Source organism: Nonomuraea sp. NPDC003707 (assembly GCF_053587055.1).
In genome coordinates, this window is the sequence record NZ_JBSFNK010000041.1 from 9,710 (window position 1) to 35,817 (window position 26,108).

Genomic DNA, 26,108 nt, shown 5'->3' on the forward strand with positions numbered 1-26,108 from the left:
ACGCTTCCCGCATCGCGGGATATTCTTTGCATTTCCTACCAACTTACAAGCAAACTCTCTGCCATGACCACAGCCGCACTCGACACCATCTGGTTCACCCGCTGTCCCGTGCCCACCGCGACGGGCATCGCGGCGGACCAGGGCTGGCTGGCCGGGGAGTTCGCCGCCGACGGGATCGAGGTCCGGTCCCTGCAGGACGACTCGCCTGACGTCCCCCGCGAGACGCACTACACCCACGCCCTGACCGGTCTGTTCCGCGAGGGCGGCAACGTGCCCGCGCTCTGGGCGCGCTCCCGCGGCGAGGCCACCCGGCTCATCGGGCTCACCTGGATCGAGGAGCACCAGACCGTCCTGGTCCGCGCCGGCACCGCTCTGGAGCGCCCCGAGCAGCTCAAGGGCCTGCGCCTGGCCGTTCCCCGGCACCGCATCGCGATCGACTTCTGGCGGGCCATGGCCCTGCACGGCTTCCACGGAGCCCTGTCCCTGGCCGGGCTCGGCCTCGGCGACGCCGAGCTGGTGGACGTCGCGGCCGAGCCGGGCGGCGGCCAGTGGGAGGCCGAGCTGGCCGCGCTGGCCGCCGGCGAGGTGGACGCGGTCTACGTCAAGGGCGCGCTCGCCGTCGAGGCCGCCCTGCGCCATGGCGCGGAAGTCGGCCTCGACCTCGACGCCGTGCCGGACCGGCGGGCGCGGGTGAACAACGGCACCCCGCGGCCGATCACCGTGCACCAGCGCCTGCTCGACGAGCACCCCGACGTGGTCACCCGCTTCCTCGGCGTCCTGCTGCGGGCGGCCGACTGGGCCGCCGATCACCCGGCGGAGGTCGCCAGAATCCTCGGCGCCGAGACCGGCGCGGGCGCGACCGGCGTGGCCGCCGCCTACGTCCCCGGCGCCTCCCTCCACCTGGACCTGTCGCCCGAACGCCTCGACCTGCTGGCCGAGCAGGAGCACTTCCTGCGCGACCACCAATTCCTCGAATCGCCCGTGGACGTCGCGGCCTGGGTCGACCACACCCCGCTCCAAGGAGTCACCCATGCGTAAGCTGCTGCTCGCCGTCCCTCTCGCCCTCCTGGCCGCGGCCTGTGGCGGCGGCACCGGCGCCACCACCGCCCAGGAACAGGTGGTCGTCCGGATTGCGGACCCGGGCAACAGCGGCTTCCTGGCCGTCGCGAAGAAGGACGGCAGCCTGGACGCCGCCCTGGCCAAGGTCAACGCCAAGGTCAAGTGGGCCGGCGACTTCTCCGTCTTCGCCCCCGCCGCCCAGGCCATCAACGCCGGCTCGCTCGACATCGCGACCGGCTCGATCACCTCCGGCGTCACCGCGCTGGCCGTCAAGCCCAGCTTCAAGATCTTCGCCACTGTGCCGCCCGACCTCGCCGGCGAGGGGATCGTGGTCAAGAACGGCTCGCCGGTCAAGTCGGTCGCGGACCTGGCCGGGCGCACCGTGGCCGTCGGGCACGGCGGCACCAGCGAGTACCTGCTGCTCAAGGCGCTGCAGACGTTCAACGTGCCGGTGGACAAGGTCAAGCGCGTCTACCTGCTGCCGCCGCAGACCGCACCGGTCTTCGGCTCGGGCAAGGTGGACGCCTGGGCGACGTTCTCCACCTTCCTCATCCCCGCCGTCACCGACCTGGACGCGCGGATCCTGGCCGACGGCGAGGCCATCAAGTCGGACAACTACGTGATCTACGTGGCCGCCAACAAGCTGCTCGACGAGCATCCCGAGGTGGTCAAGGCCCTGTTCGAGTTCCTCAAGGAGGGCAGCGCGAAGGAGATCGCCGACCCGGCGGCGTACCTGAACGTCTTCACCCAGGCGGGCCCGCAGGCCGTGCAGGGCAAGCAGAAGGACCTGGTGGTCGACATCCAGAAGAAGGGCAAGCCCGCCCAGGCGGTCACCGCACCCGAGATCGCGAAATATCAGGAGGTCGCGAAGTTCTTCCTCGACCAGAAGGTGCTCACCGCGCCGCTGGACGTCTCCCAGCACGTCGTGGACGTGACGACGCTGGGGAACGCGGAGCAATGAGCGCCGCAGTGCAGGGGCTCGTCGCCCCGAACCCGCCCCGTGCCGCCGGACGCGCGCCCGCGTTGACGTTCGCGCTGCGGGCCATCGGCCCCGTCCTGCTGCTGGCGGTCTGGTACGCGGCCACCGCCTCCGGCGCCCTCACCAAGGACGTGCTCGCCGGCCCTCAGGACGTCGTCAAGACCTTCGGCGAGCTGTGGGCCGACGGCCAGCTCCCGGAGGCGCTGCGCGTGTCCGTCACCCGGGCCGGCCTCGGCCTGGTGCTGGGCGCCTCCACCGGACTGCTGCTCGGCGTCGTCTCCGGCTTCACCCGGCTCGGTGAGGAGCTCGTGGACTCCTCGATGCAGGCGCTGCGCGCCATCCCCTTCCTGGCGCTGACCTCGCTGTTCGTCGTCTGGTTCGGGATCGAGGAGGCCTCCAAGATCCTGCTGATCGGCGTGGCCTGCACCTTCCCCATGTACGTCAACGTCTCCAGCGGCGTGCGCAACGTGGACCGCAAGGTCGTCGAGGCGGCGCGCTCGTTCGGCCTGGGCCGGCTCGCGATCGCCCGCGAGGTCGTGCTGCCGGGCGCGCTGCCGTCGGTCTTCGCCGGGCTGCGCCTGGCCACCACGCTCAGCGTGATCGCGCTGATCGCGGCCGAGGAGATCAACGTGACGGCCGGGCTCGGCTACCTCATGGCCCGCGCCACCGACTACCTGCGTACCGACATCCTGGCGCTGTGCGTGCTGCTCTACGCCGTGATCGGGCTGCTGGCCGACCTGGCGCTGCGGCTGGTCGAACGGGGGACGATGCCCTGGCGCAAGGCGGTGAGCATCCGATGAGCCGAGAGACGGGCCCAGGATCGGCGGGCCTGGCCGTACGGACGAGAAGGCTGCGCAAGGTCTTCGGCGAGCGCGCCGTGCTCGACGGCGTGGACCTGGACGTGCGCCGCGGCGAGTTCCTCGCGCTGCTCGGCGCGAGCGGCACGGGGAAGACCACGCTGCTGCGCATCCTCGCCGGCCTGGACGCCGCCACCGGCGGAACCGTGCTCGTACCCCCGGTGCGCACGGTCGTCTTCCAGGAGCCGCGGCTCATCCCCTCCAAGCGCGCGCTCGCGAACGTGATCATCGGGCAGGGCCGCTCCGCCCGCGCCAAGGGGCTCGAGGCGCTGGCGGAGGTGGGCCTGAGCCGGCACGCCGACGCCTGGCCCGCGACGCTGTCCGGCGGCGAGGCCCAGCGGGTGGCGCTGGCCAGGGCCCTGGTACGCGAGCCGGAGCTGCTCCTGCTGGACGAGCCGTTCGCCGCGCTCGACGCGCTCACCCGGCTGCACATGCAGGACCTGATCGCCGAGTTGTGCGCCCGGCACCGCCCGGCCGTGGTGCTGGTCACGCACGACGTCGAGGAGGCGACCCTGCTCGCCGACCGGATCGCGGTGCTGCGCGAGGGCCGGTTCGTCACGGACCTGCGGGTCGGCATCGACCGTCCGCGCGACAGGACGGACCCCGTCTTCGTCGAGCTGCGCCGCCACCTCCTCGCCGACCTCGGCGTCGACACCCACGCGGGCACACCGCGCGAAGAGGTGGCACGGTGACCGCTCCGACCGCGTGGATCGACGAGAACGCGCCCGTGCTGACCGGGCTCGCGGACCGCATCTGGGCCTACGCCGAGCCGTCGCTGCGCGAGTGGCGCTCCGCGCTGGCCACCGCCGAGGTGCTGCGTACGCACGGCTTCGCGATCTCGTGGGGCACCGCCGGTCTGCCGGCCGCCTTCGTCGCCACCTCCGGTGACAGCGGCCCGGTGCTCGGCTTCAACGTCGAGTACGACGCGCTGCCCGGCCTGTCCCAGCGCGCCGGCGTCCCCCGCCACGAGCCCACCGTGTTCGAGGGCGACGAGTACGCCCCCGCCTACGGTCACGGCCACGGGTGCGGCCACAACGCCCTGGCGGCGGCGTCGACCGGCGCGGCCATCGCCGCCGCCAGGGCCCTGCGCGGCCGGGCGACCATCAAGGTGTCGGCTCGCCCGGCCACGGCTCGAACCCGCTGGGCACCCGCAGCGGCCTGGACGGGGTGCTCCTGCTGACCGGCATGATCGAGCGCCTGCGCGCGGGCAACGTCTCCCCGTCGGGCCGGATCGGCTACGCGATCGGCGGGGGTGGCGCTCCCAACGTCACCCCCGACCTGCAGACGTTGTGGGTCTACGTCCGCGAGGCCACCCACGAGCGGGCCAGGACCCTCTATGACAAGGTCGTGGCCTGCGCCGGGGCCGCCGCCGTCGCCAGTCAGACCCGGCTCGAACACCGGCTGGTGACGGCGATCAGACAGGGGCTCGGCAACCGGGCGGGCGCGGAGCTGCTGCACCACACGATGAGCGAGCTCGGTCCGCCCGCGTTCACCGACGCCGACCACGAGTTCGCGGTGCGGCTGCAGGAGGCGATCGGCAGGCCGGGTTCCGGCCTGGCGGCAGGGGTCCTGCCGCTGCGCCCGCCCACCGGGCCGGACCTGGGCGGGCCGTCCAGCGACACCTCGGAGGTGAGCTGGACGGCGCCGCACCTCAGCCTGACCGCGGCGGTGGTTCCGATCGGCGTGCCGCTGCACTCGTGGGCGGCCACGGCCGCCACCGGCACCACGATCGCCCACGCCGGGCTGCTGGCCGCCGCCCGCTACCTGGCCGCGGCGGCCGTCACGCTGGTCGAGCAGCCCGAGACGCTGGCGGCGGTCCGGCAGGAGTTCGCCGCCCGTGAACGGGGGCCGGGACCGCTGCCCACCGGGGCGGAGCCTCCGTACCACCTGCCGCCGCCCACGTTCCTCCAGAAGACGGGGCAGTCGGCGCGCCCGATCAGGACTCCGCCCGTTTCCGCCGAACTCCTAGGAAAGATCTGACATGACCGTCCTGCTCATCTCCGGCCGCATGATCGACCACCTGTCCGGGCGGCCCGCCGCGGTCCTGCGCCTGGCGGCGGTGGCATGATGACCCGCCCCGTGGCATCCCGCTTCCACGTCGTCCTCCCCACCAGGAGCACCGCCGCGCCGGAGTTGCCCGCGTTCGTCACCGACGTGCGGCCCGCCCTGACCGATCCGGCCGGACGGACCGCCGTGGCCGCGGACCTGGCGGGGCTGGCGGGGGCGCTGGTGCCGTTCGATCCCGGCGGGCAGGAGTCCCTGACCGTCGCCGCGAACGTCCTGCGCCGTACCCGGCACCTGCGCGTGGTCGCCGGGTTCCACGCCGCGGCCGCCACCCCCGTCTACGCCGCCAAGCTCTCGGCCTCGCTGCAGCGCTTCGCCGCCGGCCGGCTGGGCTGGCGGCTCACGGTGGACCTGGACCCGGCCGCGGCCAGGGCGCAGGGAGACTTCCTGACCGGCGCCGATCGCCATGCCCGCGCCGGCGAGTTCCTGACCGTCGCCAAGGGCGTCTGGCAGGGCGGGCCGTTCGACTTCCGGGGCGACTTCTACGAGGTCGCCGCGGGCGGCTTCGGCCCGCCGCTGTCGGCGCCGCCCTTCCCCGAGGTGCAGCTCTCCGGCACCTCCCCCGAGGCCCTCGCGCTGTCGCGGCGGCACGCGGACGTGCACGTCTTCGCCGAGGGCGACGACCTGGACGCCCTCGTCCCCGAGCTGCCGGGCCTGCGCTACGGCGTCCAGCTGTCCTCGCTCGACCTCGTGGAGGAGTACGCCCGCCGCGGCGTGAGCGAGTTCTTCGTCCCCGCCGAGGACGTCTACCACCTCGGTGAGCACCTCAAGGAGCAGGCTCTTGCCGGTTGACATCTACTGGCGCATCCACATGGAGGGCGACCAGCCGTCGCTGCGCCGCAGGGTCCGCAGCCGCGGCGGCTTCGCCCCGGGCGGCACCGCCCCCGGCACCCGGGACGGCCGCGACGACGGCTACACCCACGCCGACTACATGGCCGAGGTCGCGCGGGCGGCCGAGGAGTCCGGCTTCGTCGGAGGGCTGCTGCCGAACTTCCCGCACACCGACGACCCGTGGGCCGCCGCCGCGACGCTGGCCCGCGAGACCACCTCCTACCGCTTCATGGTGGCCTTCCAGCCCGGGTTCCTGCATCCGGTGCAGGCGGCCCGGATGACGGCCACGCTGCAGCGGGCGACCGGCGGCCGGATCGTCTACAACGTCATCTCCGGCGGCGGCGGTCCCGCGCAGCTCTGGTGGGGCGACAAAGTGGACCACGACGACCGCTACGCGCGGACCTCGGAGTTCCTGGACGTGCTCAAGGGCGTCTGGCAGGGCGGGCACACCCATCATGGCCGCTTTTACCAGGTGGAGGACGCGGGTCTGCCGGAGGAGCTGGCCGGGCAGCCGTTCCCGGAGATCTTCTTCTCCGGCTCCTCCCCCGCCGCCATCGACGCCGCCGGCCGGCACGCCGACTACTACCTGTCCTGGCTGGAGCCGTTCGACGCGCTGGCGGAGAAGTTCGACGCCGTACGCGCGCACAGCGCCACGCCGCCCCGCTTCGCCGTGCGCGTGGACGTGCTGGCCCGGGAGAGCGAGGAGGAGGCGTGGGAGGAGATCCGGCAGGGCTGGGCGGTCAGGCCGCGCGGCGACGACTCCGGCGGGGGCGACTCCGTCGGCGTGCGGCGCAGCCGTTCCTTCCTTTCCGGGGCCGGTGACGACCCCCGCGCCCTGGAGGTCGCCCCGAACGTGTGGGGCGGGTTCGGCCAGTTGCGCGACGGCCCCGCCTTCGGCCTGGTCGGCGACTACCACCAGGTCGCCGAACGCCTCGACCAGCTCCTGGACCTCGGCGTGGACGCCTTCATCCTGGCCGGAATCCCCCATCTCGAAGAGGCCCGCCGCGTGGGCCGCCAGGTTTTGCCGCTACTGAAAGGACGCACCTCATGACCACCCGAGCCGGCTTCTTCCCGCAGAACAACACCTTGTGGGTGGCCCGCCACCGCGACCTGCTGCCCGGTGTGGAATGGGTGGACCTGAACGCGCTGGGCCGCGGCGCGCCGGTCGATCCCACCAGGGCGCTCCCGTCCGCCCACGGCGACCGCCTGTTCGACGGCGGGTACGACTTCATCGGCACCGGCTCCACTCCTCCGGTCACCGCCCAGGCCAAGGGGCACGACATCGTGTACGTGGCGATCTCGGAGCCACGGGTCGAGAACGGCCGCCTGGTGGTGCGGGACGACTCGCCGATCGGCTCCGTGGCGGAGCTGAAGGGCAGGCGGGTGGCCCTCGGGCACGGCTCGTGGCAGACCACGCTCCTGCTGCTGGCGCTGGAGCGCGCCGGGCTCGGCTGGGGCGACATCGTCCCCGTGGACGCCTACGGCAACGCCGCCGAACTCCTGGTGAACGGCGACGTGGACGCCTGGGTGGGCTCCTACCCGTACCTGACGCCGGTCGAGTCGCGCACCAGGACGCTCGTGGAGACCGACGGCCTGTTCAGCCACCGCTCGCTCTGGTTCACCCGCCGCGACTTCGCGCGGGACCGGCCCGACGAGCTGGCCAGGATCGTCACCGCGCTCCAGGAGGCCGACCGCTGGACCGCCGGGCACCCGCGCGAGGCGGCCGCCCTGTTCGACGGCGACCTCGACGCCTGGGAACACGCGCTGCGCACCCGCCCCTGGGGGTTGCACCCGGTCAGCGAGGAGTTCGTCGCCGAGCAGCAGCACGCCGCCGACCTCTTCCACGCCAACGGGCTGATCCAGAAGAAGATCTCGGTCGCGGACGCCGTACTTCCCGAGATCGGCGAGCTGGTGCTGCGGACCCGCTGAGCCGTCCGGGCGGCCGGGGATCACCGTCGTACGGCCAGATACCGCGCGAGGTGGTCGATCACCTCGCGCGCGTCGTCCTCGATGCCGTGGATGAACGTGGACCTGCGCCGCCGCAGCACGGGCAGCCCCAGCGCGTACAGTCCCGGGCTGTCGACGACGCCGCCGTCGTGGCGCAGCCGGCCCTTCTCGTCGACCACGGGCACGTCGAGCCAGCCGTAATCGGGCCGGAAACCCGTCGCCCACACGATCGTGCGGATCTCGCCGCTCCGCAGGTCGAGCCGCAGGCGCGCCGACTCGGGCACCCGGGTCGGCGCGAAGCGCTCGGGCGGGCCGGCCTCGGCGTCGCGGCCGCGCGTACGCGCCCACTCGTCGAACGTGCCCAGCAGGCGCTCCATCTTGAGGTCCGCGAGCGAGAACACGTTGCGCAGCCCGCCGGAGAACAGCGCGCATCCGTCGCGCACGGCCGCCCAGCGGCCGACCAGCTCGACACCCATCGAGGTGAGCGCGTTGAGATCGAGCGTCCCGCGCTCGGGAGTGCCGACGAGCTGGGGCGATGGCAGCCGCCGGGCCCGCGCGAGATCGTCGACCTCGTCGTATCGCTGGTCCCACACGCCGGAGGCGTCCATCCACCACAGCACGTCGCGTCCGCGGTAGGTGCGGGGCAGCCGCACGTGCTCCCCCACCGAGAGCGTCACCGGCCGGCCGGACCCGCGCAGCTCGGCGGCCAGCTGCACGCCGGTCGCCGACGCTCCCACCACGAGCACCCCGCCATCGGGCAGCCGATCGGGGGCACGGTAGTCGAACGGCGTCAGCTGCTCGACGCACGACGGCACCTCGTCGCCGAACCGCGGCACCGCCGGCCGGTTGCAGGCCCCGCTGGCGATGACCACCGTCCGGCAGCGGAGCTCGCCGCGGCTCGTGGTCACGTGGTATCCGTCGCCGGTACGCCGGACGGACGTGACGTTCGTGCCGGTCCGGACGGGAGCCCGGGAGAACGCGGCGAAGCGCTCGATGAACTGCGTCACCTCCTTCGTGGTCATGTAGCCGTCGGGCTCCGGGCCTTCGTAGCGAAGGCCCGGCAGGCGGCTCTGCCAGTTGGGGGTGAGCAGCCGGAAGGAGTCCCAGCGTTCGCGCCGCCAGGAGTTCGCCACCTCGCCGCGCTCGATCACCAGGTGATCGAGCGACCGTTCGCGCAGGAAGTGGCTCGCGGCGAGACCGGCGTGGCCCGCGCCGATGACGACCGTGGTGACGTGCTCGATGGCTCGGCCTTTCGGGCTTTCAGGCTTTCAGGCGACGTCGACGGTGACGTTCGTCGGGTTGGTGAGGGCGTCGAACACGGCCGACCGCTTCTGGGACTGGGCCACCAGCGCCTCGATCTCCTGCTTGGAGGCGTCCGCGTCGATGGTGAACGTCACCTTGATGTCGTTGAAGCCGTTGCGGACGTCGGCGTCGACGCCGAGGATGCCGCGGATGTCGTGCTCGCCTTCGAGCGTGGCCTCGACCGAGCGCAGCTGGATGCCGCGGTTCTGCGCGACGGACGCCACGCCGGCCGTCAGGCAGCTCGCCAGGCCGACGAGGAGGTACTCGATCGGCGTGATGCCGTTGTCCTCGGCCGCGAAGACCTCGGGGTGGTCGGCGTCGAACACCGCTTCGGTCCGGTGGCTCTGCTCCTGCCCGAGACCGAAGAACTCCTTGACCGTGGTGGTGCTGTGGACGCCGTTCTGCCATCTGGAGGATGCCCGCCAGACGAACTGCGCGGCCTCGGGTGCGCCTTTCAGCGCCTCGCGCGCGTCCAGCAGCGCCTGCACGTTCACGCCGTTGGCGACCGTGGTCATGTCCCGCCCCTTCCGGATCTTCCCGCATTCCCGGTAGGTATTTGACCATACACGCGCCGTGGCGGCTACCATAGCCCTATGTCGCAGCCAGCCCCGGCGCTCGCGGCCGGCACGATCGGCACGGTCGGCACCGTGGAAACCCGGTACCTCGACCTGCCGGAGCCGCTACACCTCGACTGCGGCCGGGAGCTGCACCCGGTCCGCGTGGCCTACGAGACCTACGGCGCCCTCTCGCCCCGGCGCGACAACGTCGTCCTGGTGTGTCACGCGCTCAGCGGCGACGCCCATGCCGCGGGTCTGGCGAAGGCGCCGTCCGGCCAGAGCACGCGCGACGGTTTCGGGGCCGAGGACCGCGACGGCGCGGGCGGCAAGGGGCTCGGCTGGTGGGACGGGATGATCGGCCCCGGCAAGGCGTTCGACACCGACCGGTTCTTCGTCATCTGCACGAACCTGCTCGGCGGCTGCCGCGGGACGACGGGTCCGTCGTCGATCGACCCGGCGACGGGCAGGCCGTACGGGCCGGACTTCCCCGTGGTCACGGTCGCGGACATGGTGCGCACGCAGCGAGCGTTCCTCGACGTCCTCGGCATCGAGCGGCTCGCGGCGGTGGCCGGGGGCTCGCTCGGCGGCATGCAGGCGCTGCAGTGGGCGGTCCTGTTCCCCGGCCAGGTCGACGCGGTCGTGGCCATCGCCAGCACGCACGCCCTCCACCCGCAGGGGGTGGCCTGGAACGCGATCGCGCGTGACTCGATCATGCGCGATCCGGCCTGGCAGGGCGGCCACTACTACGGCACGGGCCGCGCGCCCCATGCGGGCATGGGGGTGGCGCGGATGGTCGGCCACATCACGTACCTGTCCGCACCCGCGCTGAGCGAGAAGTTCGGCAGGCGGCTGCAGTCCGCCGACGCGCTGCGCTACACGATCAGCGAGCCGGAGTTCGAGGTGGAGAGCTACCTGCGCCACCAGGCCGACTCGTTCGTCAAGCGCTTCGACGCCAACACCTACCTCTACACCTCGCGCGCGCTGACGTATTTCGATCTCGCGCGGCAGCATGGCGGCGGATCTCTCCCGCAGTCGCTCGAAGGCGTTCGCGCCCGGACGCTGCTCATCGCCTTCAGCTCCGACTGGCTGTACCCGCCGTCGGCGTCGGAGGAGATCGAGCAGGCGCTGCGCGCCCTCGGCAAACCGGTCGAGTTCGAGGTGATCGAGGCGCCGTACGGCCACGACTGCTTCCTGCTCGAGGAGGCGCGGCAGACGCCCATCATCCGCCGGTTCCTGGCCGGGGCGACGTCGAGGAAGGGGTCTTCGTGACCGATCAGTTCCCCCGTGCCGAGCAAGCCCGCGCGTTCGGGTTCGAGACCCGGCAACTGCACGCCGGGCAGCGGCCCGACCCGAACACGGGCGCCCGTGCGGTGCCGATCTTCCAGACGACCAGCTATGTCTTCGAAGACCCCGAGTCCGCGGCGGCGTACTTCAACCTGCAGGAGTACGGGAACACGTACTCGCGCATCATGAACCCGACCGTCGCGGTGTTCGAGGAGCGGGTGGCGAACCTCGAGGGCGGCAGCGGCGCGGTGGCGTTCGCCAGCGGGATCGCCGCGCAGGCGGCCGCGCTGTTCACGCTGCTGCAGCCGGGCGACCACGTCGTCTCGTCCTCGGCGCTGTACGGCGGGACGGTGAACCAGCTCAAGCACCTGCTGCGCAAGATGGGCGTGGAGCTGACATGGGTCGATCCCAACGATCCGGACGCGTGGCGCCAGGCGGTGCGGGCGAACACGAAGGCGTTCTTCGGCGAGACGATCGGCAATCCCGCCGGTAACGTGCTGGACATCGAGACCGTGGCGGCCATCGCCCACGAGCACGAGCTGCCGCTGATCGTGGACAACACGTTCGCGACCCCGTACCTGTGCCGCCCGATCGAGTGGGGCGCCGACATCGTGATCCACTCGGCGACCAAGTTCATCGGCGGCCACGGCACGAGCATCGGCGGCGTCGTCGTCGAGGCCGGCACGTTCAACTGGTCCAACGGACGGTTCCCGGTGGTCGCGGATCCGTCGCCCGCCTACCACGGCCTGCGGTTCCACGAGACGTTCGGGACGTACGGCTACCTGATGAAACTGCGGGCCGAAACCCTGCGCGACCTCGGCGCGGCGCTCTCGCCGTTCAACGCCTTCCTGTTCCTGCAGGGGCTGGAGACGCTGTCGCTGCGCATGGACCGCCACGTCGACAACGCGCGGGCGGTCGCGGCCTTCCTCCAGGCGCACGACCTGGCCTCCAACGTGACCTACCCCGGCCTGCCCGACAGCGGGTACCGGCCGCTGGTGGAGAAGTACCTCCCGCGCGGCGCCGGCGCCGTCTTCTCCTTCGACTGCGCCGGCGGCCGGACCGGCGGGCAGAGCCTCATCGGCGGCCTGACGCTCTGGTCCCACCTGGCTAACGTCGGCGACGCCAAGAGCCTGGTCATCCACCCCGCCAGCACGACGCACCGCCAACTCGGCGACGACGAACTGCGGGCGGCCGGCGTCGGGCCGGGGACGGTGCGGCTGTCGGTCGGCACCGAGTCCGTCGAGGACCTGATCTGGGATCTGGAGCAGGGTTTCGCCCACGTCGCCGGGACGAACGGAAAGAAGGTGGAGACGCCATGACCGATCTCGGGCGATACCAGGACCCGCTGACGATCCAGCGCGTGCTGCACTCCACCAGGACGATCGCGATCGTGGGCCTGTCGGGCAACGAGCTGCGAGCCAGCTACTTCGTCGGCTACTACCTCAGACGGCACGGCTACCGGGTGATCCCCGTGAACCCCCGCGAGAGGGAGATCCTCGGGGAGACCAGCTACCCGAGCCTGCTCGACGTGCCCGTTCCGGTGGACCTCGTGAACGTCTTCCGCGCGCCGGACGCGCTGCCCGCCATCGCGGAGGAGGCCGTGGCGATTCGCGCCGGCGCCCTGTGGTGCCAGTTCGGCGTGATCAACGAGGAGGGCGCGCGGATCGCCGGGGACGGCGGCGTGACCGTGATCATGGACCGCTGTCTCAAGGTCGAGCACGCGCGGTATGTGGGCCGGATGCACTGGCTCGGCTTCAACACCCAGCGCATCACGTCCGTCCGCGCCGGCCTCCAGTAGCCACCCCTCGGCCCGCGGGCTCGCGGGCCAACCGGGCCGGCGCGGGGAACCGGGAGGACGAGCTCGTCGCGATGTTCACCCGATACCTCCGGGGGCGAGCCCCCGGAGGCGCGGGACGGACGGGCCGTGCTGGAGGTGGCGGCCGCCTCGTTACGGCGCGTTGGAGGTGAGGACGGCCGCGTCATAGGCGTCCTCCATCTCCTGGACGTAGGTGAACCAGATGTGCGCGAAACACCTGGAGTTCGGCAGCGGCGGAGTCGAGGGGTTCCCGCCGCCGCTGGTCTCGCACCGGCTGCCGGTGTCGCCGGCGCGGGCCATGCTGATCAGGCCCACGGCGAAGACCTGGCGGTGGTTCTGCGGGTTGACCTGGAAGACCGGCCCGCCGCTGTCCCCCTGCCCGGCCAGGATCGTCCCGTTGACGCTGTCGAGCTGGGCCATCGGGTACCTCCAGCCGCCGTCCGGGCGGCCGAACTCGATGTCCACCTCGCCCACCTTCGCGTTGCACCGGGTGCCGGTGAACGCTCCGCTGGTGCACAGGAACTGGCCCTCGAACGGGTACTTCGACCCGATCACCGGGTTGTTGAACTCGGTGGTGGCGTTGTTGTTGTAGATCACGCCGTCGGTGCTGGTGCGGATCTTCAGGGAGTCGTTGTCGGGGTCGCCGCCGCTCACCGTGCCCATCTTGGTGCCGGTGGCGCCGGCGTCGAGCTTGCCGACCAGGACGATCTCGCCGGACTGGCGACAGTGGTCGGCCGTGAGCAGGAACCGGTCCCCGGTGTTCAGGTCACGGATCCCGAAGCCGGTGGAGCAGTATCCGCTCACGCTGGGCAGACCAGGCCGGCCGATCGTGATCGCGGAGCCGCCCCAGTACGGCATGGTGTCGGCGATGCGCGATAACGGCTCGGCCTGACGGCCCTCGGTCACCGTGACGGGCACGCCGGCCTCCCTGACGACGCTGGACGCGGCGGCGGCGTCGATCGACCCTGTCACGCCGATCCGCAGGCCTTCCTGCGGGGACTGGTTGATCTGGACGATCCGGAAGCCCTCCGTGCCGCTGGACAGGCGTCTCAGACGTTCGCTCTCGCGGTTCAGCTCCCGCGCGGAGTAGCGGGCGGGCACCACGTCGACGGTGCTGTCCGACCCCGAGACGATCGACCGGATCTCGGCGGGCGGGTCGCCCTTCCAGTACAGGCGTACCCGGCGCTCCTCGACGGCTTCGGTGATCTTGCCGAAGCCGTCGAGGGCGCCGCCGGCGGCTTTCAGCCGTTCGGCCGTGGCATCGAGCTTCCCCTGGACCTGCAGGACCTCGTCCCAGGAGGAGAAACCGGGCGGCGGCTCGGCGGCGATCGTCACGGGCTGGACGACGGCGGGCTTGTCCTGTGGCTGGTCGCCGCCGGCGGATGCTGCGCGCCGGTCGCGGCCGTCCCGGCGACGACGAGCAGGGCGGCGGCGAAGGTTGCGGTGAAACGTGTACGCATGATGCTTCCTCCTTCGGTTGCGGATGGTGCCGCGCCCGACACTAGGCAGGTACAGAATTCCGTTCTGCAGCAAAATGCGCACCGCGTGCGTCCTTTGAGGCACTGCCGGTCGCCATCGACGCGTTCACATGCGGAGACGCTCAGTCCACCAGGCCGGCGCGGTAGGCGGCGATGGCCACCTGGACCCGGTTGGTGACGGCGAGCTTGTCGAACAGGTGGGAGATGTGGCTTTTGACCGTTGCCTCGCTCATGTGCAGGCCGGCCGCGATCTCGGCGTTGGAGCGGCCGAGCCCCACCTCGGTGAGCACCTCGCGCTCGCGGCCGGTGAGGGTCTCCAGCCGGGCGAGCGCGTCACGGCGGCGCCGGACGGGCGCGTCGGTGGTGACCCGGTGGATCAGCCGCCGCGTCACCTGCGGGGACAGCATCGCGTCACCGCCGTGCGCCAGGCGTACGGCACGGATCAGGTCGTGCGGCGAGGTGTCCTTGAGGAGGAACCCGCAGGCCCCGGCCTCCAGGGCGGCGAAGACGTGCTCGTCGCTGTCGAACGTGGTCAGGATCACGACCGCGGGCGGACGGACGAGCCGGCGGATGGCCTCGGTGGCGGCCAGGCCGTCGGTCCGCGGCATCCTGATGTCCATAAGGATGACGTCCGGCCCCAGGCGGTGAACGGCGTCGACCGCCTCGTCCCCGTCCGCGGCCTCCCCCACGATCTCCACGTCAGGTGCGGATTCGAGGATGAACCGCAGCCCGGCGCGGATCAGCGACTCGTCATCGACCAGCAGCGTTTTGATCATGTGTGTCCCCCGGCAACCGGCCCTCGAGACGCCAGCCTCCCGCATCGTCGGGCGCGCCGCGTACCGTTCCGCCGATCAGCCGGAAACGTTCTGCCAGGCCCACGAGACCGGCCCCGGAGGGGCCCGCGGCGGGGTGGAGCGAGCGCTCGTTGGTGACCGTGATGGTGATGCCGTCCTGCGGGCTCCCGGTCACCGAGACGGTGACGGGTGCTCCGAAGGCGTGTTTGTGCGCGTTGGTCAGCCCTTCCTGCACGAGCCGGTAGGCGGCCCGGGCCGTGGCCACCGGCAGCGTGTCGAGGTCGCCGTGCAGCGTGACGGTGTTGCCGGCCGCCGCCCAGGACTCCACCAGCCGCCGCAGGTCGGGAAAGGTGTCGTCGTGTCCGGCCCGCAGCACACCCACGATCTTCCGCAGCTCTTCGAGGGCCTCCTGCGCGGCGCCCCGGATCAGCGCCGCCTCCCGTTCGATCCGTGCCGGTGCCGCGCCGGGGTTGACCTCCAGGCCGCCGGCGTGCAGCGAGATGAGGGTGACCTTGTGCGCGAGCACGTCGTGCATCTCCCGGGCGATCCGGCCGCGTTCGGCGGCCCTGGCCTGTTCGTCGCGCAGGTGCTGTTCGGCCTCGGCGCGCTCCGCGCGTTCGCGCAGTGATCGGGTGAGCTCGCGGCGGGTGGCGACGTACCCGCCCGTCACCAGCACGGCGGTGGTGGCGGCCAGCGCGGGGACCAGCGCGTCCGTGCCGAGCCTGCCGTCGTCGACCCACTGCTGCGCCACGAACCCCGCCACGCCGATCACCGCCAGCGCCGCGAACCGCGCGCCCAGCCGCGCTCCCGCGCCGGAGAACAGGCCGATCAGCAGCGGCCCGGGGTTGCCCGACAGCGCGTACGCGCCCGCCCCGACGGCGGCGACCGCGGTCGGCCACCGATCGCGGAATCACACCGCGCCCGTGGCGACCAGCCCGGCCGCGGCGATGACCACGCGCGGCAGCGGCGCCCACGGCGTCTTGACCGCCAGGACCGTCAGGAACAGGCAGACCGTCACGGAGGCCACGCTGATCGCGCGCGGGCCCGGCGCGCGGACCCGCCGCAGCGCCTCCCGGTACGTCACCATCGGCCCAGCGTAGCCAGGGCGGCGGCGCGTCACCTCCTACGACCGTCGATGCCGGCCGTCCAGAAATCTCCGACTTTAGTGTGATGCGGCGATGGCCGTGATGGCGATGCGGCCGCGCCCGCGCAGGCGCCAGCGTTGATGACCCCGACAACGTCAGGAGTCACGCCGTGCACCCAGTCCCCCTCCTCCGCCTGCTGATCGTCGCCGCCCTGTCACTGGCGGCCCTCTGGCCACCCGCCACGGCGGCGGCCTCGGCGCGCATTCCGGACACCCGTGAGCTGGCGGACTTCTTCGACGCCGCGATGGCCAAAGGGCTGCGGGCCGACCACGTGCCGGGCGCGGTGGTCTCGGTGGTGGGCGGCGGGAAGATCCTCTTCAGCAAGGGGTACGGCCTGGCCGACCGCGAGAACGGGACGCCGTTCGACCCCGGCACCTCCTTGGTGCGGATCGCCTCGATCACCAAGCTGTTCACCTGGACCGCGGTGATGCAACAGGTGCAGCGGGGCAGACTGGACCTGCACGCGGACGTGAACCGCTACCTCACCACCTTCCGCATCCCCGCGACGTACCCGCAGCCGATCACGCTCGCGCACCTGATGGACCACACCGCCGGGGACGAGGACAGCACCATCGGCGTGGGCGCGCGCAGCAAGGCCGATGTGCCGCCCCTGGGCACGTATCTCGCCGAGCACCTGCCGGCGCGGGTACGCCCGCCCGGGCAGGTGTCGGCCTACTCGAACTACGGCGCGGCGCTGGCCGGGTACATCGTGGCGCAGGTGAGCGGGCAGCCCTACGACCAGTACGTGAAGGACCACATCCTCGACCCGCTCGGCATGCGGCACAGCACGGCCTCCGAACCGGTCCCCGCCCCCTTGGCCGCCGGCCAGGCACGCAGCTACGACTACGAGGACGGGACGTACCAGCGCAAACCCTTCGTCTTCGACAACCTCGCGCCCGACGGATCGATCAGCGCCACCGCGGACGACATGGCCCGCTTCATGATCGCCCATCTGGAGGACGGGACCCTCCTCGACGAGCCCACCGCCCGTCTCATGCACCGGCGGTCCTTCGCCGCCGACCCCCGCATCGACGGGTACGCCCACGGGTTCAAGGAGCAGACCCTCAACGGGCATCGCGTGATCATGCACGACGGCAGCTGGGAAGGCTTCCAGAGCGCGCTGCTGCTGGTGCCCGACGCCGACATCGGCCTGTTCGTCTCCACCAACAGCGTGGGCGGCATCGACGCCGTCACCGAGTTCCTGCCCGCCTTCTTCGACCGCTTCCTGCCCGGCGAGCGCGCCGCGCCCTCAGCTCCTCCCTTCAAGTCGGCCACGCCCGTCGCGGGCTTCTACAGACCGGCCCGAACGGTCGAGTCGACCATCGAGAAGGTGCTCACCCTCACCAACTCCTCCCGGCTGCGGGTCGAGGCCGGCGGGAAGCTCGCCTTCAAGGGCATGACGTGGAGCCCGCTGGCTGCGGGGCTCTACCAGCAGGACGGCGGCTCCCAGCGGCTGGCGTTCGTCACGGACGGCGCCGGCGTCACCTACGCGGCCACCGACGGGCCCGCCTACGAGCTCATCCCCTGGTGGGAGACCCCTCCGGCCAACGTCATCGTCGTCCTGGCGTTCGCCGTCACCGCCCTGACGGCCGTGCTCGGCCTGCCACTGGCCGCCGCGGTCCGGCGGCTGCGCGGACGTCCCTCTGCGACGCCGCGCGCCTGGCGGGCCGGTCGCCTGCTCGCGGGTCTGGGCGGCGCCGTCGGGCTGGTGTTCGTCGTCCTGTTCACGCTGACGCTGATCGGGGACACGAGCATCCTGTACGGCGTGCCGGCCTCCCTGCGGGTTCTGCTGCTCCTTCCCCCGCTGTTCCTGGCCCTCACCATCGCCGCGATCACCACCACCGTGATCGGCTGGAGACACCGGCGCCTCGGCGTCCTGGCCCGCGCTCACCAGGTGATCCTGCTGGCCGGAATGCTGGCCCTCGTCTGGTTCTGCCTGCACTGGAACCTGCTCGGCTGGCAGTTCGGCTGACGAGTTCCTCAGCACGCGGCGCGCCCGCATCACGCCCGAGCAAGCGGGACTGCCCGCTTACGGCGGCAACCGCCGCGTCCAGGGACTGCGGCGGGAGGAGGTCGCGATGCTCGCCGGCGTCTCCATCGACTATTACGTCCGCATGGAGCGCGGCAACCTGTCCGGCGCCTCCGACAGCGTGCTGGACGCCCTGGCCCGCGCCCTGCAACTGGACGAGGCCGAGCGGGAGCACCTGTTCGCGCTGGCCCGGGCGGCCGGGCCGGGCCAGCGGCAGCGGCGCACGCCGCCGGCCACGGTACGGCCCGCGATCCAGCAGGTGCTCGACGCCATCACGGACGCGCCGGCCTGGATACGCAACGGCCGCCACGACATCGTCGCCATGAACCGCCTGGCCCGCGCCCTGTACTCCCCCCTCCTGGCCGACCCGCGCCGCCCGGCGAACACCACCCGCTTCCTCTACCTGGATCCGGCCGCGCGGGAGTTCTTCGTCGACTGGGACCGGATCGCCAACGACGCCGCCGCCATGCTCCGGCTGGAGGCGGGCCGCGCTCCGCACGACCGGGCGCTGATCGAGCTGGTCGGCGAGCTGTCGACGCGGAGCGAGGTCTTCCGGGAGCGCTGGGCCTCCCACGACGTGCAGTTCCACCGCAGCGGCCGCAAGCGGCTGCGTCACCCGGTGGTCGGCCGGCTCGACCTGGACTTCGAATCGATGGAGCTGCCGTCGGAGCCGGGCCTGACCCTCAACGTCTACACCGCCGCCCCCGGCACCCCGGCCGCCGACCAGCGCTGACCTCTTGGGGGGCTCTGCCATTACCTGTAACGGCAGGCCCTGCCACATGCCCGGGTGAGCCTGTTCTATGGAGCTTGACCAGGGGAAACCTTGGCATTCGACGCGGCGGCGGGGGTGGCCGCGGCCGGTGGCCCCGGAGCCGCCCCGCCGCATGCCCGACGACGAAGACAAGAGACGGAAAACCTTTGATGCGAGCTACTTTCATGTACGGTGCCGGCGACGTGCGCGTGGAGCACGCGCCCGACCCGGTCCTGCGCGAGCCCACCGACGCGATCGTCCGCATCCTGCGCTCGTGCGTCTGCGGCAGCGACCTGCACCCGTACCACAACCTGCCGGCCTCGGAGCAGGGCACGCCGATGGGGCACGAGTTCCTCGGCGTGATCGAGGACCTCGGCGGGCAGGTGTCCGGGCTCAAGCGCGGCGACCTGGTCGTGGCGCCGTTCGCCCACGCCGACAACACCTGCGCCCTGTGCCGCGAGGGCCTGCACACCTCCTGCCCCAACGGCGGCTTCTGGGCCTCCGGCGACGTCGGCGGCGGCCAGGCCGAGGCGATCCGCGTCCCGCAGGCCGCCGGCACCCTGGTCAAGCTGCCCGTCGGCGAGGACTCCGAGCTGCTGCCGTCGCTGCTGACCCTGGCCGACGTGTACGGCACCGGTTACCACGCCGCCAAGCAGGCCCAGGTCAACCCGCGCACCACGGTGGCCGTCATCGGCGACGGCGCGGTCGGCCTGCTGGCCGTGCTGTCGGCCAGGCAACTGGGCGCCGAGCGAATCATCCTGATGGGCCGCCACGACGACCGGACCAAGCTCGGCATCGACTTCGGCGCCACCGACGTCGTGCCCGAGCGCGGCGCCGAAGGCATCGAGAAGGTACGCGAGCTGACCCGCGGCCAGGGCGTGCACGCGGTGCTGGAGGCCGTCGGCTACATGAACGCCTACGAGACGGCGGTCGGCATCGTCCGCCCCGGCGGAGTGATCAGCCGCGTCGGCGTGCCGCAGTACGAGGACGCCCCGGTCGGGTTCGGCAGCCTGTTCGGCCCCAACATCACCCTGACCGGCGGCCCCGCCCCGGTGCGCGCCTACATCGAGGACCTGCTGCCCGGCGTGCTGGACGGCACCGTCGAGCCGGGCCGGGTATTCGACCGCACGGTCACGCTGGACGAGGTGCCGGACGGCTACCGCGCCATGGACGGCAGGACCGCGCTGAAGGTCCTCATCCAGCCCTGACCATCCGCCCCTGGGCGGCGCCGGGTCTCAGACGACGCGGACGATGATCTTGCCGCGCACGCCGCCCGCCTCCAGCGCCCGGTGCGCCTTGGCGATCTCCTCAAGCGGGAACACGGCGTCCACGACCGGGCGGATGGCGCCGCTGTCCACGTACCGGGCCAGATCGGCGAAAAGGCGGTGGGTGGGCTGACCGCTGAAGAAGCGCACGCGCCGCCGGCCGTACACGGTGGAGGCGGCGAGGTACGACAGCGTCGAGGCGGCCCGGTTGACGTCGAAGGCGATCGCCACCATGCGACCCGACGGGGTCAGCAGGCGCCGGTAGGCGGGGTGCTCGGTGCCCACGGTGTCCAGGACCACGTCGAACCGCGGCAGATCAGCGGGCCGCGTGGTGGCGTAGTCGTAGACCTCGTGGGCCCCCAGGTCACGGACGAGGTCGAGGTTGCGCGCCCCGGCCAGGGCGGTGACGTGGGCGCCGAGTGCCCTGCCGAGCTGCACCGCCACGACGCCCACGCCGCCGCTGCCGCCGCGTACGAGCAGGCGCTCGCCCGGCCGCAGCTCCGCCTTGTCGCGCAGCGCCGTGATCGCCGTCGTCCCCACCGGGAGCGCCGCGGCCTCCACCAGGTCCAGGCCCTCCGGGACGAGGGACAGCTGACGGGGCCGGACGATCAGGTACTCGACGGCGCTGCCGAACGTGCGGCCCAGCACGCCCCACACCCGATCGCCCACCCGGGGGCCGGGTTCGGCCGGGTCCGGGCCCAGGGCGACGACCTCGCCGGTGAAGTCGAGCCCCATGCGTTTCGGGAAGCCCCGCCGCGTCAGCCCCGTCACGAGCCGCATCTTGCCCGCCCGGCCGTGCAGCTCCCCGCCGTTCACGCTGATGGCGTGCACGCGCACCAGCACCTCACCGGGTCCGGGGACCGGCTTGGGCACCGTGCCCACATACAGCACCTCCGGCGGCCCGTACCGGTCGAACAGGGCCGCGCGCATCTCAGTCGCATTCATCTCCACGTGAGCGACGCTACCGGGCTAAACGGATGGGACCGTCCACTTACGTTAATGTGAGAAACATGCCTGGTCATCCCTCTCAGATGGAGCCCGCGCCGGCGCTGCGGGCCGACGCGCGGCACAACCGCGTACGCATCCTCGAGGCCGCGCGGGAGGCGTACGCCACGCGCGGGCTCGACGTGCCCATGGCGGCCATCGCGCGGCGCGCCGGGGTCGGCGTGGCCACGCTCTACCGGCGCTTCCCCTCACGGGAGTCACTGATCACGGAGGTGTTCGGCGACGAGCTGGCCACGTGCGCGTCGGTCGTGGACGAGGCGCTGGCCGATCCGGACCCGTGGCGGGGGTTCTGCTCGATGATCGAGACGGTGTGCGCGATGCAGGTCGCCGACCGGGGGTTCACCGAGGCGTTCCTGACGGCGTTTCCCGACGCGATCGACTACGAGCGCACGCGGGTGCGGGCCGAGCAGGGCCTCGCCGAGGTGGTACGGCGGGCCAAGGCCGCCGGGCGGCTGCGGGCCGACTTCGACCCGGCCGATCTGACGCTGCTGCTCAAGGCCAACTGCGGCGTCGCCACCGGGACGAACGAGGTCGCGGCGGCGGGGTCGCGGCGGCTGGTGGCGTACCTGCTGCAGTCCTTCCGCGCCCAGCACGCCGAGCCCCTGCCGCCGGCGCCGCCCCTCACCCTCGACCTCCTGCACGGGCAGGCGACGGCGCGGTAGCCCCGGGACTTTGCCCGGGAAATGCCCGGTCGGCGCCCTGGCCGGTCCCACCCGGCCCACCCACAATCGGCAAGGACAAAACCGACCCGCAGAGTGGTGCTGCAGTTGCCGGACGGTTGAGGTGATGACCAGCGTGGTCGGCGGGCTGACGGGGGTCGCGGGCACCGGCGTGGTCCACCGGAACCGAGAGTTCTCGCGGAGCGGGCCGGAGTCCAGGCGCTTCATGCTGGTCACGGGCTTCTGCCAGGTGGGCCGGCCTTCCACGTCTGTCTGGAGTTCCCAGAACGTGCGCAGGGGCGCCTTGATCAGGATCTCGGTCCGATAGCGGATCTTGGCGGCGGGATCGACGCCTTCCCCCCGGCGCTGGAGCCCACCACCGTCGTAGCCGATGACGGCCTGCGCGGGCGGGACGTAACCCGCGAGGCCGTTCGGCACCCACCTGGCGGACCACCACGACTGGGCCGACGACACCGATCCTTATGATCCTTTAACATCTAGAGTACTAAAGTGCTAGCAAGCTAGATAAATGGAGAAATCGGTGATCGAGTTCCATCTGGACGGCAGGTCGGGTGTCTCGCCGTACCTGCAGATGGTCCAGCAAGTACGGCACGCGCTGCGGCTCGGCCTCCTCCGCGAAGGCGACCAGCTGCCGACCGTCAAGGAGGTCGTGGCGCAACTGGCGATCAACGCCAACACCGTCCTCAAGGCCTACCGCGAACTCGAGCACGAGGGCCTGGTGGCCGCCCGGCCAGGGGTGGGGACGTTCGTGACGGCGACGCTCACCGACACCTCCCTGGCCGCGCACGGCCCGCTGCGGATGGAACTGCAGCGCTGGCTCGCCAAGGCCCGCCGAGCCGGCCTCGACGACGAAAGCATCGAGGCCCTCTTCATGACCACCTTTCGGACCTTCGCTCAGGAGGACATAGCGTGACCGCTGTCCTGCAGGCCCAGGCACTGGGCAGGAAATACGGCAGACGCTGGGCGCTGCGCGAGTGCACCATCGACATCCCGGCGGGCCACGTCGTCGGGCTCGTGGGCCCCAACGGAGCCGGCAAGACCACGCTCCTGAAGCTCGCCAGCGGCCAGCTCCAACCTTCGGCGGGCGGCATCACCGTGCTCGGCGGCCGGCCCGCGGCCACACCCGCCCAGCTGGCCAGGATCGGGTTCGTCGCCCAGGACACCCCCGTCTACCCGAGCCTGACCGTCGCCGAACACCTGCGGCTCGGAGCCCGGCTCAACCCCCGCTGGGACGACACCGCGGCACGAGAACGCATCGCGCAACTCGGACTCGTCCCCGGACACCGGGCGGGCAAACTGTCCGGCGGCCAGCGCGCCCAGCTCGCCCTCACCCTGGGCCTGGCCAAACGGCCCGAGCTGCTGATCCTGGACGAGCCGGTCGCCTCCCTCGACCCGCTGGCCCGCCGCGAGTTCCTGCAGGGACTGATGGAGGCCACCGTCGAGCACGAGTTCAGCGTCGTGCTCTCCTCCCACCTGGTCTCCGACCTGGAACGCGTCTGCGACTTCCTCGTCGTGCTCGTCGACTCCCGCGTCCAGATCGCCGGAGAGGTCGAGGAGCTGCTCGCCACCCATCACCGCCTCACCGGCCCGCGCCGCGACCCCGACCGGCTGCCCGCCGACCAGCAGGTGATCTCCGCACGCCACACCGAACGGCAGAGCACGTTCATCGTCCGTACCGACGCCCCGATCCACGACCCCGCCTGGACGGTCAGCCGGCTCAGCCTGGAAGACCTGGTCCTGGCCTACATGGACAAGCGCACCGCCGAGAACCGGCGCGTCGCCCTGGAGGTCCAGCGATGATCTGGCTGACCTGGCGCCAGCTGCGCGGCTCGGCCGCGATGCTGGCCGCCCTGCTCGTCATCCTCGCCACCGCCCTGGCCCTGACCGGCCCGGACCTGGCCTCGGACTACTCCGCCGGTATCGCCGCCTGCACCCAGGACGACACCTGCGGCCGCTTCTACGACCGGTTCTTCGACGGGTACGACATGCCCTTCATGGCCGTCAGCCTCATCGTGCTGCTCCTGCCCGCCGTCGTCGGGCTCTTCTGGGGAGCACCGTTGATCAGCCGCGAGCTGGAGACCGGCACGCATCTGCTGGTATGGAACCAGAGCATCACCCGCGGCCGCTGGCTGGCGGTCAAGCTCGGGCTCACCGGCCTGGTCGCCATGGCCGCCGCCTGCCTGTGCGGCCTCGCGGTGACCTGGTGGTCCGATCCCCTGGACAAGTCGGCCCCCGGCGACCTGGCCTTGATGGCTCCCCTGGTGTTCGGCGCGCGCGGCATCGCCCCGATGGGGTATGCGGCGTTCGCCTTCGTCCTGGGCGTGACCGTGGGCATGCTGGTGCGCCGCACCCTGCCCGCCATGGCCCTCACGCTGGCCGTCTTCGCCGCGATCCAGCTCGCCATGCCACTGCTGGTCCGGCCCCACCTGATGACCCCGGTCACCTCGACCTTCGAGCTCAGCGAGACGAACGTGGACGGCATCGGCATAAACCGGGACCAAGGCGGACGTGTGGAGATTCGCCTGAATGCGGCTGTTCCCGACCACGCGGGCGCCTGGGTCCTGTCCAGCGATCTCGTCGATCCGTCCGGACGTCCGACCGCCGGCCCCGAGCCCGGAATCGGGATCGTCCAGGTCTCGACGACGTCGGGACCCTGCGCACCGTCGGCATCACCGATCATGGGCGCGTGCACGACCGAGATCAACCGGCTCGGCTACCGGCAAAAGGCGACCTACCAGCCCCTTGAGCGCTTCTGGCCCTTCCAGTGGATCGAAACCGGGATCTACGCCCTGCTCACCCTCGGCCTCACCTGGCTCTCCTTCTGGTGGATCCGCAGGCGCCTGTCATGACCGCCATCAGGACCATGACGGCCGGGCTCGCCCTCCTCCTGGCGGCGGCCTGCACGGCGCCGACGCCGCCGCGCAGCGAGGCGAGCGCGGCAGCCGGTACGGCCTGCGCGCGCCCCCAGGGACCGACCGCGGCGGAGACGGCCACCACCATCGACGTCATCGAGCAGGCGTACTTCTGCATCCTCGGCAACTACTACAGCGGCGCCACCCTGGACGCCCGCTCGCTCCTGACCACCGCGTTCGCCGCCCTGACCCAGGAGCTCAACCGCAACGGACGCGACCTGCCCGAAGCCACCATGCCGGCGCTGACCGGCGACCGGAAAGCCGACTGGACCGCCTTCGAGACCGCCTACCGCAAGACCACCGACCAGGTCCCCGACCTGCGCGACAAACTGGCCGTCGCCACCCTCGAAGCCCTCGTCGCCGCCCTCGGCGACAACCACGCCGCCTGGGCCCACGACATCAAGCGACCCCCCGACTACTACGACGGCGACGGCTACGGCCTGGGCCTCGAGGCGAACGTCAACGGCCCGCAGGTGCAGGGCAACCCCGGCGTCGCCCTCCCCCCGCTGTTCGTCACCACCGTGCAGGGCGGCGCGGCACAGACCGCCGGACTGCGACCCGGCGACCTCATCGAATCGATCAACGGATCGGCGCCCTTCATCGACGGCAAGCCCACCCCCGCCATCGCCGCCCTCTACCCCCGATACCCGGAGGCGCGCCCGGTCCGGCTGCGGCTCCTGCGGCAGAACACCGGCCGCCGCTGGAACGCGACGCTCAAACCCGGCCTCTACCAGCGCGACCTGACCACCCTGCAAGTGGTCCAGTCGAAACTGCTGGACGACGACATCGCCTACGTACGGATGCGCGGATTCGCCCCCGACTCCGCCGACAGAGTGCTCAAGGCGATCACCAGACTACGCACCGGCCGCACCCTCACCGGCGTCGTCCTGGACCTGCGCGGCAACGGCGGCGGCAGCCCCCAGGAGGCGATCCGGCTGGAGAGCGCGTTCGCCCACGGCAAGGCCACCGCCCACCTGTGCACCGTCGACGGCAAGTGCGAGACCCTGCGGACCGACGACACCGTCCCACTGGTCAACCTGCCACTGATGGTGCTCATCGACCGCAGCTGCGCCTCGGCCTGCGAACACTTCAGCTCCGCGGTCAAAGACCTGCGCGTCGGCCAGCTGATCGGCACCAGGACCGCCGGCGTCATCTCCGGACCGGCACAGCCGTACCTCCTCGCCAACAACACCACACTGAGCTTCCCCACCCGACACCACCTGGGGCCCGACCACGAGGTGATCGACCGGATCGGCGTACCCCCCGACCACCACGTACCCCTCACCCCGAAGGACGCGGCCACCGGGCGAGACCCCGCCCTGGCCAAGGCCCTGACCTTGCTGCACAAGTGAA

Annotated in this window: 29 protein-coding genes; 21 read left to right on the forward strand and 8 right to left on the reverse strand. The window is 71.9% G+C overall.

The features are described from left to right. Nucleotides 1-63 precede the first annotated feature (63 nt). The 9 genes from ACWDRB_RS56260 to ACWDRB_RS56300 all read left to right on the forward strand — a co-directional run bounded on the left by ACWDRB_RS56260 (nucleotide 64) and on the right by ACWDRB_RS56300 (nucleotide 7,719). Nucleotides 64-1,038 carry an ABC transporter substrate-binding protein gene (locus ACWDRB_RS56260; protein ID WP_449909127.1) on the forward strand — a complete coding sequence of 325 codons (975 nt, stop codon included), beginning with the start codon at nucleotides 64-66 and terminating at the stop codon, nucleotides 1,036-1,038. After that, nucleotides 1,031-2,020, forward strand: a complete 990-nt coding sequence (locus ACWDRB_RS56265; RefSeq protein ID WP_449909130.1) for an ABC transporter substrate-binding protein — start codon at nucleotides 1,031-1,033, stop codon at nucleotides 2,018-2,020. The genes ACWDRB_RS56260 and ACWDRB_RS56265 overlap by 8 nt, the downstream gene beginning before the upstream one ends. Beyond that, nucleotides 2,017-2,838, forward strand: a complete 822-nt coding sequence (locus ACWDRB_RS56270) for an ABC transporter permease (protein ID WP_449909132.1) — start codon at nucleotides 2,017-2,019, stop codon at nucleotides 2,836-2,838. Before ACWDRB_RS56265 ends, ACWDRB_RS56270 begins: the two co-directional genes overlap by 4 nt. After that, nucleotides 2,835-3,587 carry an ABC transporter ATP-binding protein gene (locus tag ACWDRB_RS56275; protein ID WP_449909134.1) on the forward strand — a complete coding sequence of 251 codons (753 nt, stop codon included), beginning with the start codon at nucleotides 2,835-2,837 and terminating at the stop codon, nucleotides 3,585-3,587. The genes ACWDRB_RS56270 and ACWDRB_RS56275 overlap by 4 nt, the downstream gene beginning before the upstream one ends. Continuing rightward, nucleotides 3,584-4,075, forward strand: a complete 492-nt coding sequence (locus ACWDRB_RS56280) for a hypothetical protein (protein ID WP_449909135.1) — start codon at nucleotides 3,584-3,586, stop codon at nucleotides 4,073-4,075. The genes ACWDRB_RS56275 and ACWDRB_RS56280 overlap by 4 nt, the downstream gene beginning before the upstream one ends. Beyond that, a complete protein-coding gene (locus ACWDRB_RS56285; protein ID WP_449909137.1) occupies nucleotides 4,063-4,875 on the forward strand; it encodes a hypothetical protein in 813 nt (270 codons plus the stop codon). The genes ACWDRB_RS56280 and ACWDRB_RS56285 overlap by 13 nt, the downstream gene beginning before the upstream one ends. A 99-nt stretch (nucleotides 4,876-4,974) precedes the next feature. Further along, nucleotides 4,975-5,751: an LLM class flavin-dependent oxidoreductase gene (locus tag ACWDRB_RS56290; RefSeq protein WP_449909140.1), complete on the forward strand. Its 777-nt coding sequence runs from the start codon at nucleotides 4,975-4,977 to the stop codon at nucleotides 5,749-5,751. Then, a complete protein-coding gene (locus tag ACWDRB_RS56295; protein WP_449909142.1) occupies nucleotides 5,741-6,841 on the forward strand; it encodes an LLM class flavin-dependent oxidoreductase in 1,101 nt (366 codons plus the stop codon). Before ACWDRB_RS56290 ends, ACWDRB_RS56295 begins: the two co-directional genes overlap by 11 nt. Beyond that, complete coding sequence (locus ACWDRB_RS56300) at nucleotides 6,838-7,719, forward strand: ABC transporter substrate-binding protein (RefSeq protein WP_449909145.1); 882 nt, start codon at nucleotides 6,838-6,840, stop codon at nucleotides 7,717-7,719. Before ACWDRB_RS56295 ends, ACWDRB_RS56300 begins: the two co-directional genes overlap by 4 nt. Nucleotides 7,720-7,739: 20 nt before the next feature. Here ACWDRB_RS56300 and ACWDRB_RS56305 read toward each other — a convergent pair whose 3' ends face one another. Both ACWDRB_RS56305 and ACWDRB_RS56310 read right to left on the reverse strand, forming a co-directional pair. Beyond that, entirely contained in the window at nucleotides 7,740-8,978 is a 1,239-nt protein-coding gene (locus ACWDRB_RS56305) for an NAD(P)-binding domain-containing protein (protein WP_449909360.1), read from the reverse strand. Nucleotides 8,979-9,005: 27 nt separating this feature from the next. After that, nucleotides 9,006-9,554, reverse strand: coding sequence for an OsmC family protein (locus ACWDRB_RS56310; RefSeq protein WP_355196847.1), 549 nt, complete (start codon nucleotides 9,552-9,554; stop codon nucleotides 9,006-9,008). 78 nt (nucleotides 9,555-9,632) lie between these two features. Here ACWDRB_RS56310 and metX point away from each other — a divergent pair, with 78 nt between their 5' ends. From metX to ACWDRB_RS56325, 3 genes are read left to right on the forward strand one after another with little or no spacing between them, the layout of a single operon-like run. Next, nucleotides 9,633-10,865, forward strand: a complete 1,233-nt coding sequence (gene metX, locus ACWDRB_RS56315; RefSeq protein ID WP_449909149.1) for a homoserine O-acetyltransferase MetX — start codon at nucleotides 9,633-9,635, stop codon at nucleotides 10,863-10,865. Further along, nucleotides 10,862-12,199 carry an O-acetylhomoserine aminocarboxypropyltransferase/cysteine synthase family protein gene (locus ACWDRB_RS56320; RefSeq protein ID WP_449909152.1) on the forward strand — a complete coding sequence of 446 codons (1,338 nt, stop codon included), beginning with the start codon at nucleotides 10,862-10,864 and terminating at the stop codon, nucleotides 12,197-12,199. Before metX ends, ACWDRB_RS56320 begins: the two co-directional genes overlap by 4 nt. After that, a complete protein-coding gene (locus ACWDRB_RS56325; protein ID WP_449909154.1) occupies nucleotides 12,196-12,678 on the forward strand; it encodes a CoA-binding protein in 483 nt (160 codons plus the stop codon). The genes ACWDRB_RS56320 and ACWDRB_RS56325 overlap by 4 nt, the downstream gene beginning before the upstream one ends. Before the next feature lie 150 nt (nucleotides 12,679-12,828). Here ACWDRB_RS56325 and ACWDRB_RS56330 read toward each other — a convergent pair whose 3' ends face one another. The 5 genes from ACWDRB_RS56330 to ACWDRB_RS56350 all read right to left on the reverse strand — a co-directional run bounded on the left by ACWDRB_RS56330 (nucleotide 12,829) and on the right by ACWDRB_RS56350 (nucleotide 16,055). After that, a complete protein-coding gene (locus ACWDRB_RS56330) occupies nucleotides 12,829-14,031 on the reverse strand; it encodes a hypothetical protein (protein WP_449909156.1) in 1,203 nt (400 codons plus the stop codon). Beyond that, nucleotides 14,028-14,156: a hypothetical protein gene (locus tag ACWDRB_RS56335; protein WP_449909159.1), complete on the reverse strand. Its 129-nt coding sequence runs from the start codon at nucleotides 14,154-14,156 to the stop codon at nucleotides 14,028-14,030. The genes ACWDRB_RS56330 and ACWDRB_RS56335 overlap by 4 nt, the downstream gene beginning before the upstream one ends. A gap of 140 nt (nucleotides 14,157-14,296) precedes the next feature. Then, nucleotides 14,297-14,950, reverse strand: a complete 654-nt coding sequence (locus tag ACWDRB_RS56340; RefSeq protein WP_449909161.1) for a response regulator transcription factor — start codon at nucleotides 14,948-14,950, stop codon at nucleotides 14,297-14,299. Next, nucleotides 14,925-15,740: a sensor histidine kinase gene (locus ACWDRB_RS56345; RefSeq protein WP_449909164.1), complete on the reverse strand. Its 816-nt coding sequence runs from the start codon at nucleotides 15,738-15,740 to the stop codon at nucleotides 14,925-14,927. Before ACWDRB_RS56345 ends, ACWDRB_RS56340 begins: the two co-directional genes overlap by 26 nt. A gap of 138 nt (nucleotides 15,741-15,878) precedes the next feature. Continuing rightward, nucleotides 15,879-16,055 carry a hypothetical protein gene (locus tag ACWDRB_RS56350; protein WP_449909167.1) on the reverse strand — a complete coding sequence of 59 codons (177 nt, stop codon included), beginning with the start codon at nucleotides 16,053-16,055 and terminating at the stop codon, nucleotides 15,879-15,881. 167 nt (nucleotides 16,056-16,222) lie between these two features. On the opposite strand from ACWDRB_RS56350, the gene ACWDRB_RS56355 reads away from it, so the two are divergent. The 3 genes from ACWDRB_RS56355 (at nucleotide 16,223) to ACWDRB_RS56365 (ending at nucleotide 20,101) form a co-directional block, all read left to right on the forward strand. Next, complete coding sequence (locus ACWDRB_RS56355) at nucleotides 16,223-18,085, forward strand: serine hydrolase domain-containing protein (protein WP_449909170.1); 1,863 nt, start codon at nucleotides 16,223-16,225, stop codon at nucleotides 18,083-18,085. Between the two features lie 28 nt (nucleotides 18,086-18,113). Then, nucleotides 18,114-18,875, forward strand: coding sequence for a helix-turn-helix transcriptional regulator (locus ACWDRB_RS56360; RefSeq protein ID WP_449909363.1), 762 nt, complete (start codon nucleotides 18,114-18,116; stop codon nucleotides 18,873-18,875). A gap of 188 nt (nucleotides 18,876-19,063) precedes the next feature. Then, nucleotides 19,064-20,101 carry a zinc-binding dehydrogenase gene (locus ACWDRB_RS56365; protein ID WP_449909173.1) on the forward strand — a complete coding sequence of 346 codons (1,038 nt, stop codon included), beginning with the start codon at nucleotides 19,064-19,066 and terminating at the stop codon, nucleotides 20,099-20,101. A 27-nt stretch (nucleotides 20,102-20,128) separates the two neighbouring features. Here ACWDRB_RS56365 and ACWDRB_RS56370 read toward each other — a convergent pair whose 3' ends face one another. Beyond that, entirely contained in the window at nucleotides 20,129-21,103 is a 975-nt protein-coding gene (locus ACWDRB_RS56370) for an NAD(P)-dependent alcohol dehydrogenase (RefSeq protein ID WP_449909176.1), read from the reverse strand. 86 nt (nucleotides 21,104-21,189) lie between these two features. On the opposite strand from ACWDRB_RS56370, the gene ACWDRB_RS56375 reads away from it, so the two are divergent. From ACWDRB_RS56375 to ACWDRB_RS56400, 6 genes are all read left to right on the forward strand, one after another. Beyond that, nucleotides 21,190-21,825: a TetR/AcrR family transcriptional regulator gene (locus tag ACWDRB_RS56375; RefSeq protein ID WP_449909179.1), complete on the forward strand. Its 636-nt coding sequence runs from the start codon at nucleotides 21,190-21,192 to the stop codon at nucleotides 21,823-21,825. Between the two features lie 124 nt (nucleotides 21,826-21,949). Continuing rightward, nucleotides 21,950-22,150, forward strand: a complete 201-nt coding sequence (locus ACWDRB_RS56380) for a hypothetical protein (protein WP_449909180.1) — start codon at nucleotides 21,950-21,952, stop codon at nucleotides 22,148-22,150. Nucleotides 22,151-22,363: 213 nt separating this feature from the next. Then, nucleotides 22,364-22,756, forward strand: a complete 393-nt coding sequence (locus ACWDRB_RS56385) for a GntR family transcriptional regulator (protein ID WP_357754576.1) — start codon at nucleotides 22,364-22,366, stop codon at nucleotides 22,754-22,756. Continuing rightward, nucleotides 22,753-23,643: an ABC transporter ATP-binding protein gene (locus ACWDRB_RS56390; RefSeq protein ID WP_449909183.1), complete on the forward strand. Its 891-nt coding sequence runs from the start codon at nucleotides 22,753-22,755 to the stop codon at nucleotides 23,641-23,643. The genes ACWDRB_RS56385 and ACWDRB_RS56390 overlap by 4 nt, the downstream gene beginning before the upstream one ends. Continuing rightward, nucleotides 23,640-24,692 (forward strand): ABC transporter permease, encoded by a 1,053-nt coding sequence (locus ACWDRB_RS56395; RefSeq protein ID WP_449909185.1) that lies wholly within the window; start codon nucleotides 23,640-23,642, stop codon nucleotides 24,690-24,692. Before ACWDRB_RS56390 ends, ACWDRB_RS56395 begins: the two co-directional genes overlap by 4 nt. Further along, entirely contained in the window at nucleotides 24,689-26,107 is a 1,419-nt protein-coding gene (locus ACWDRB_RS56400; protein WP_449909186.1) for a S41 family peptidase, read from the forward strand. The genes ACWDRB_RS56395 and ACWDRB_RS56400 overlap by 4 nt, the downstream gene beginning before the upstream one ends. Nucleotide 26,108: the final 1 nt, after the last annotated feature.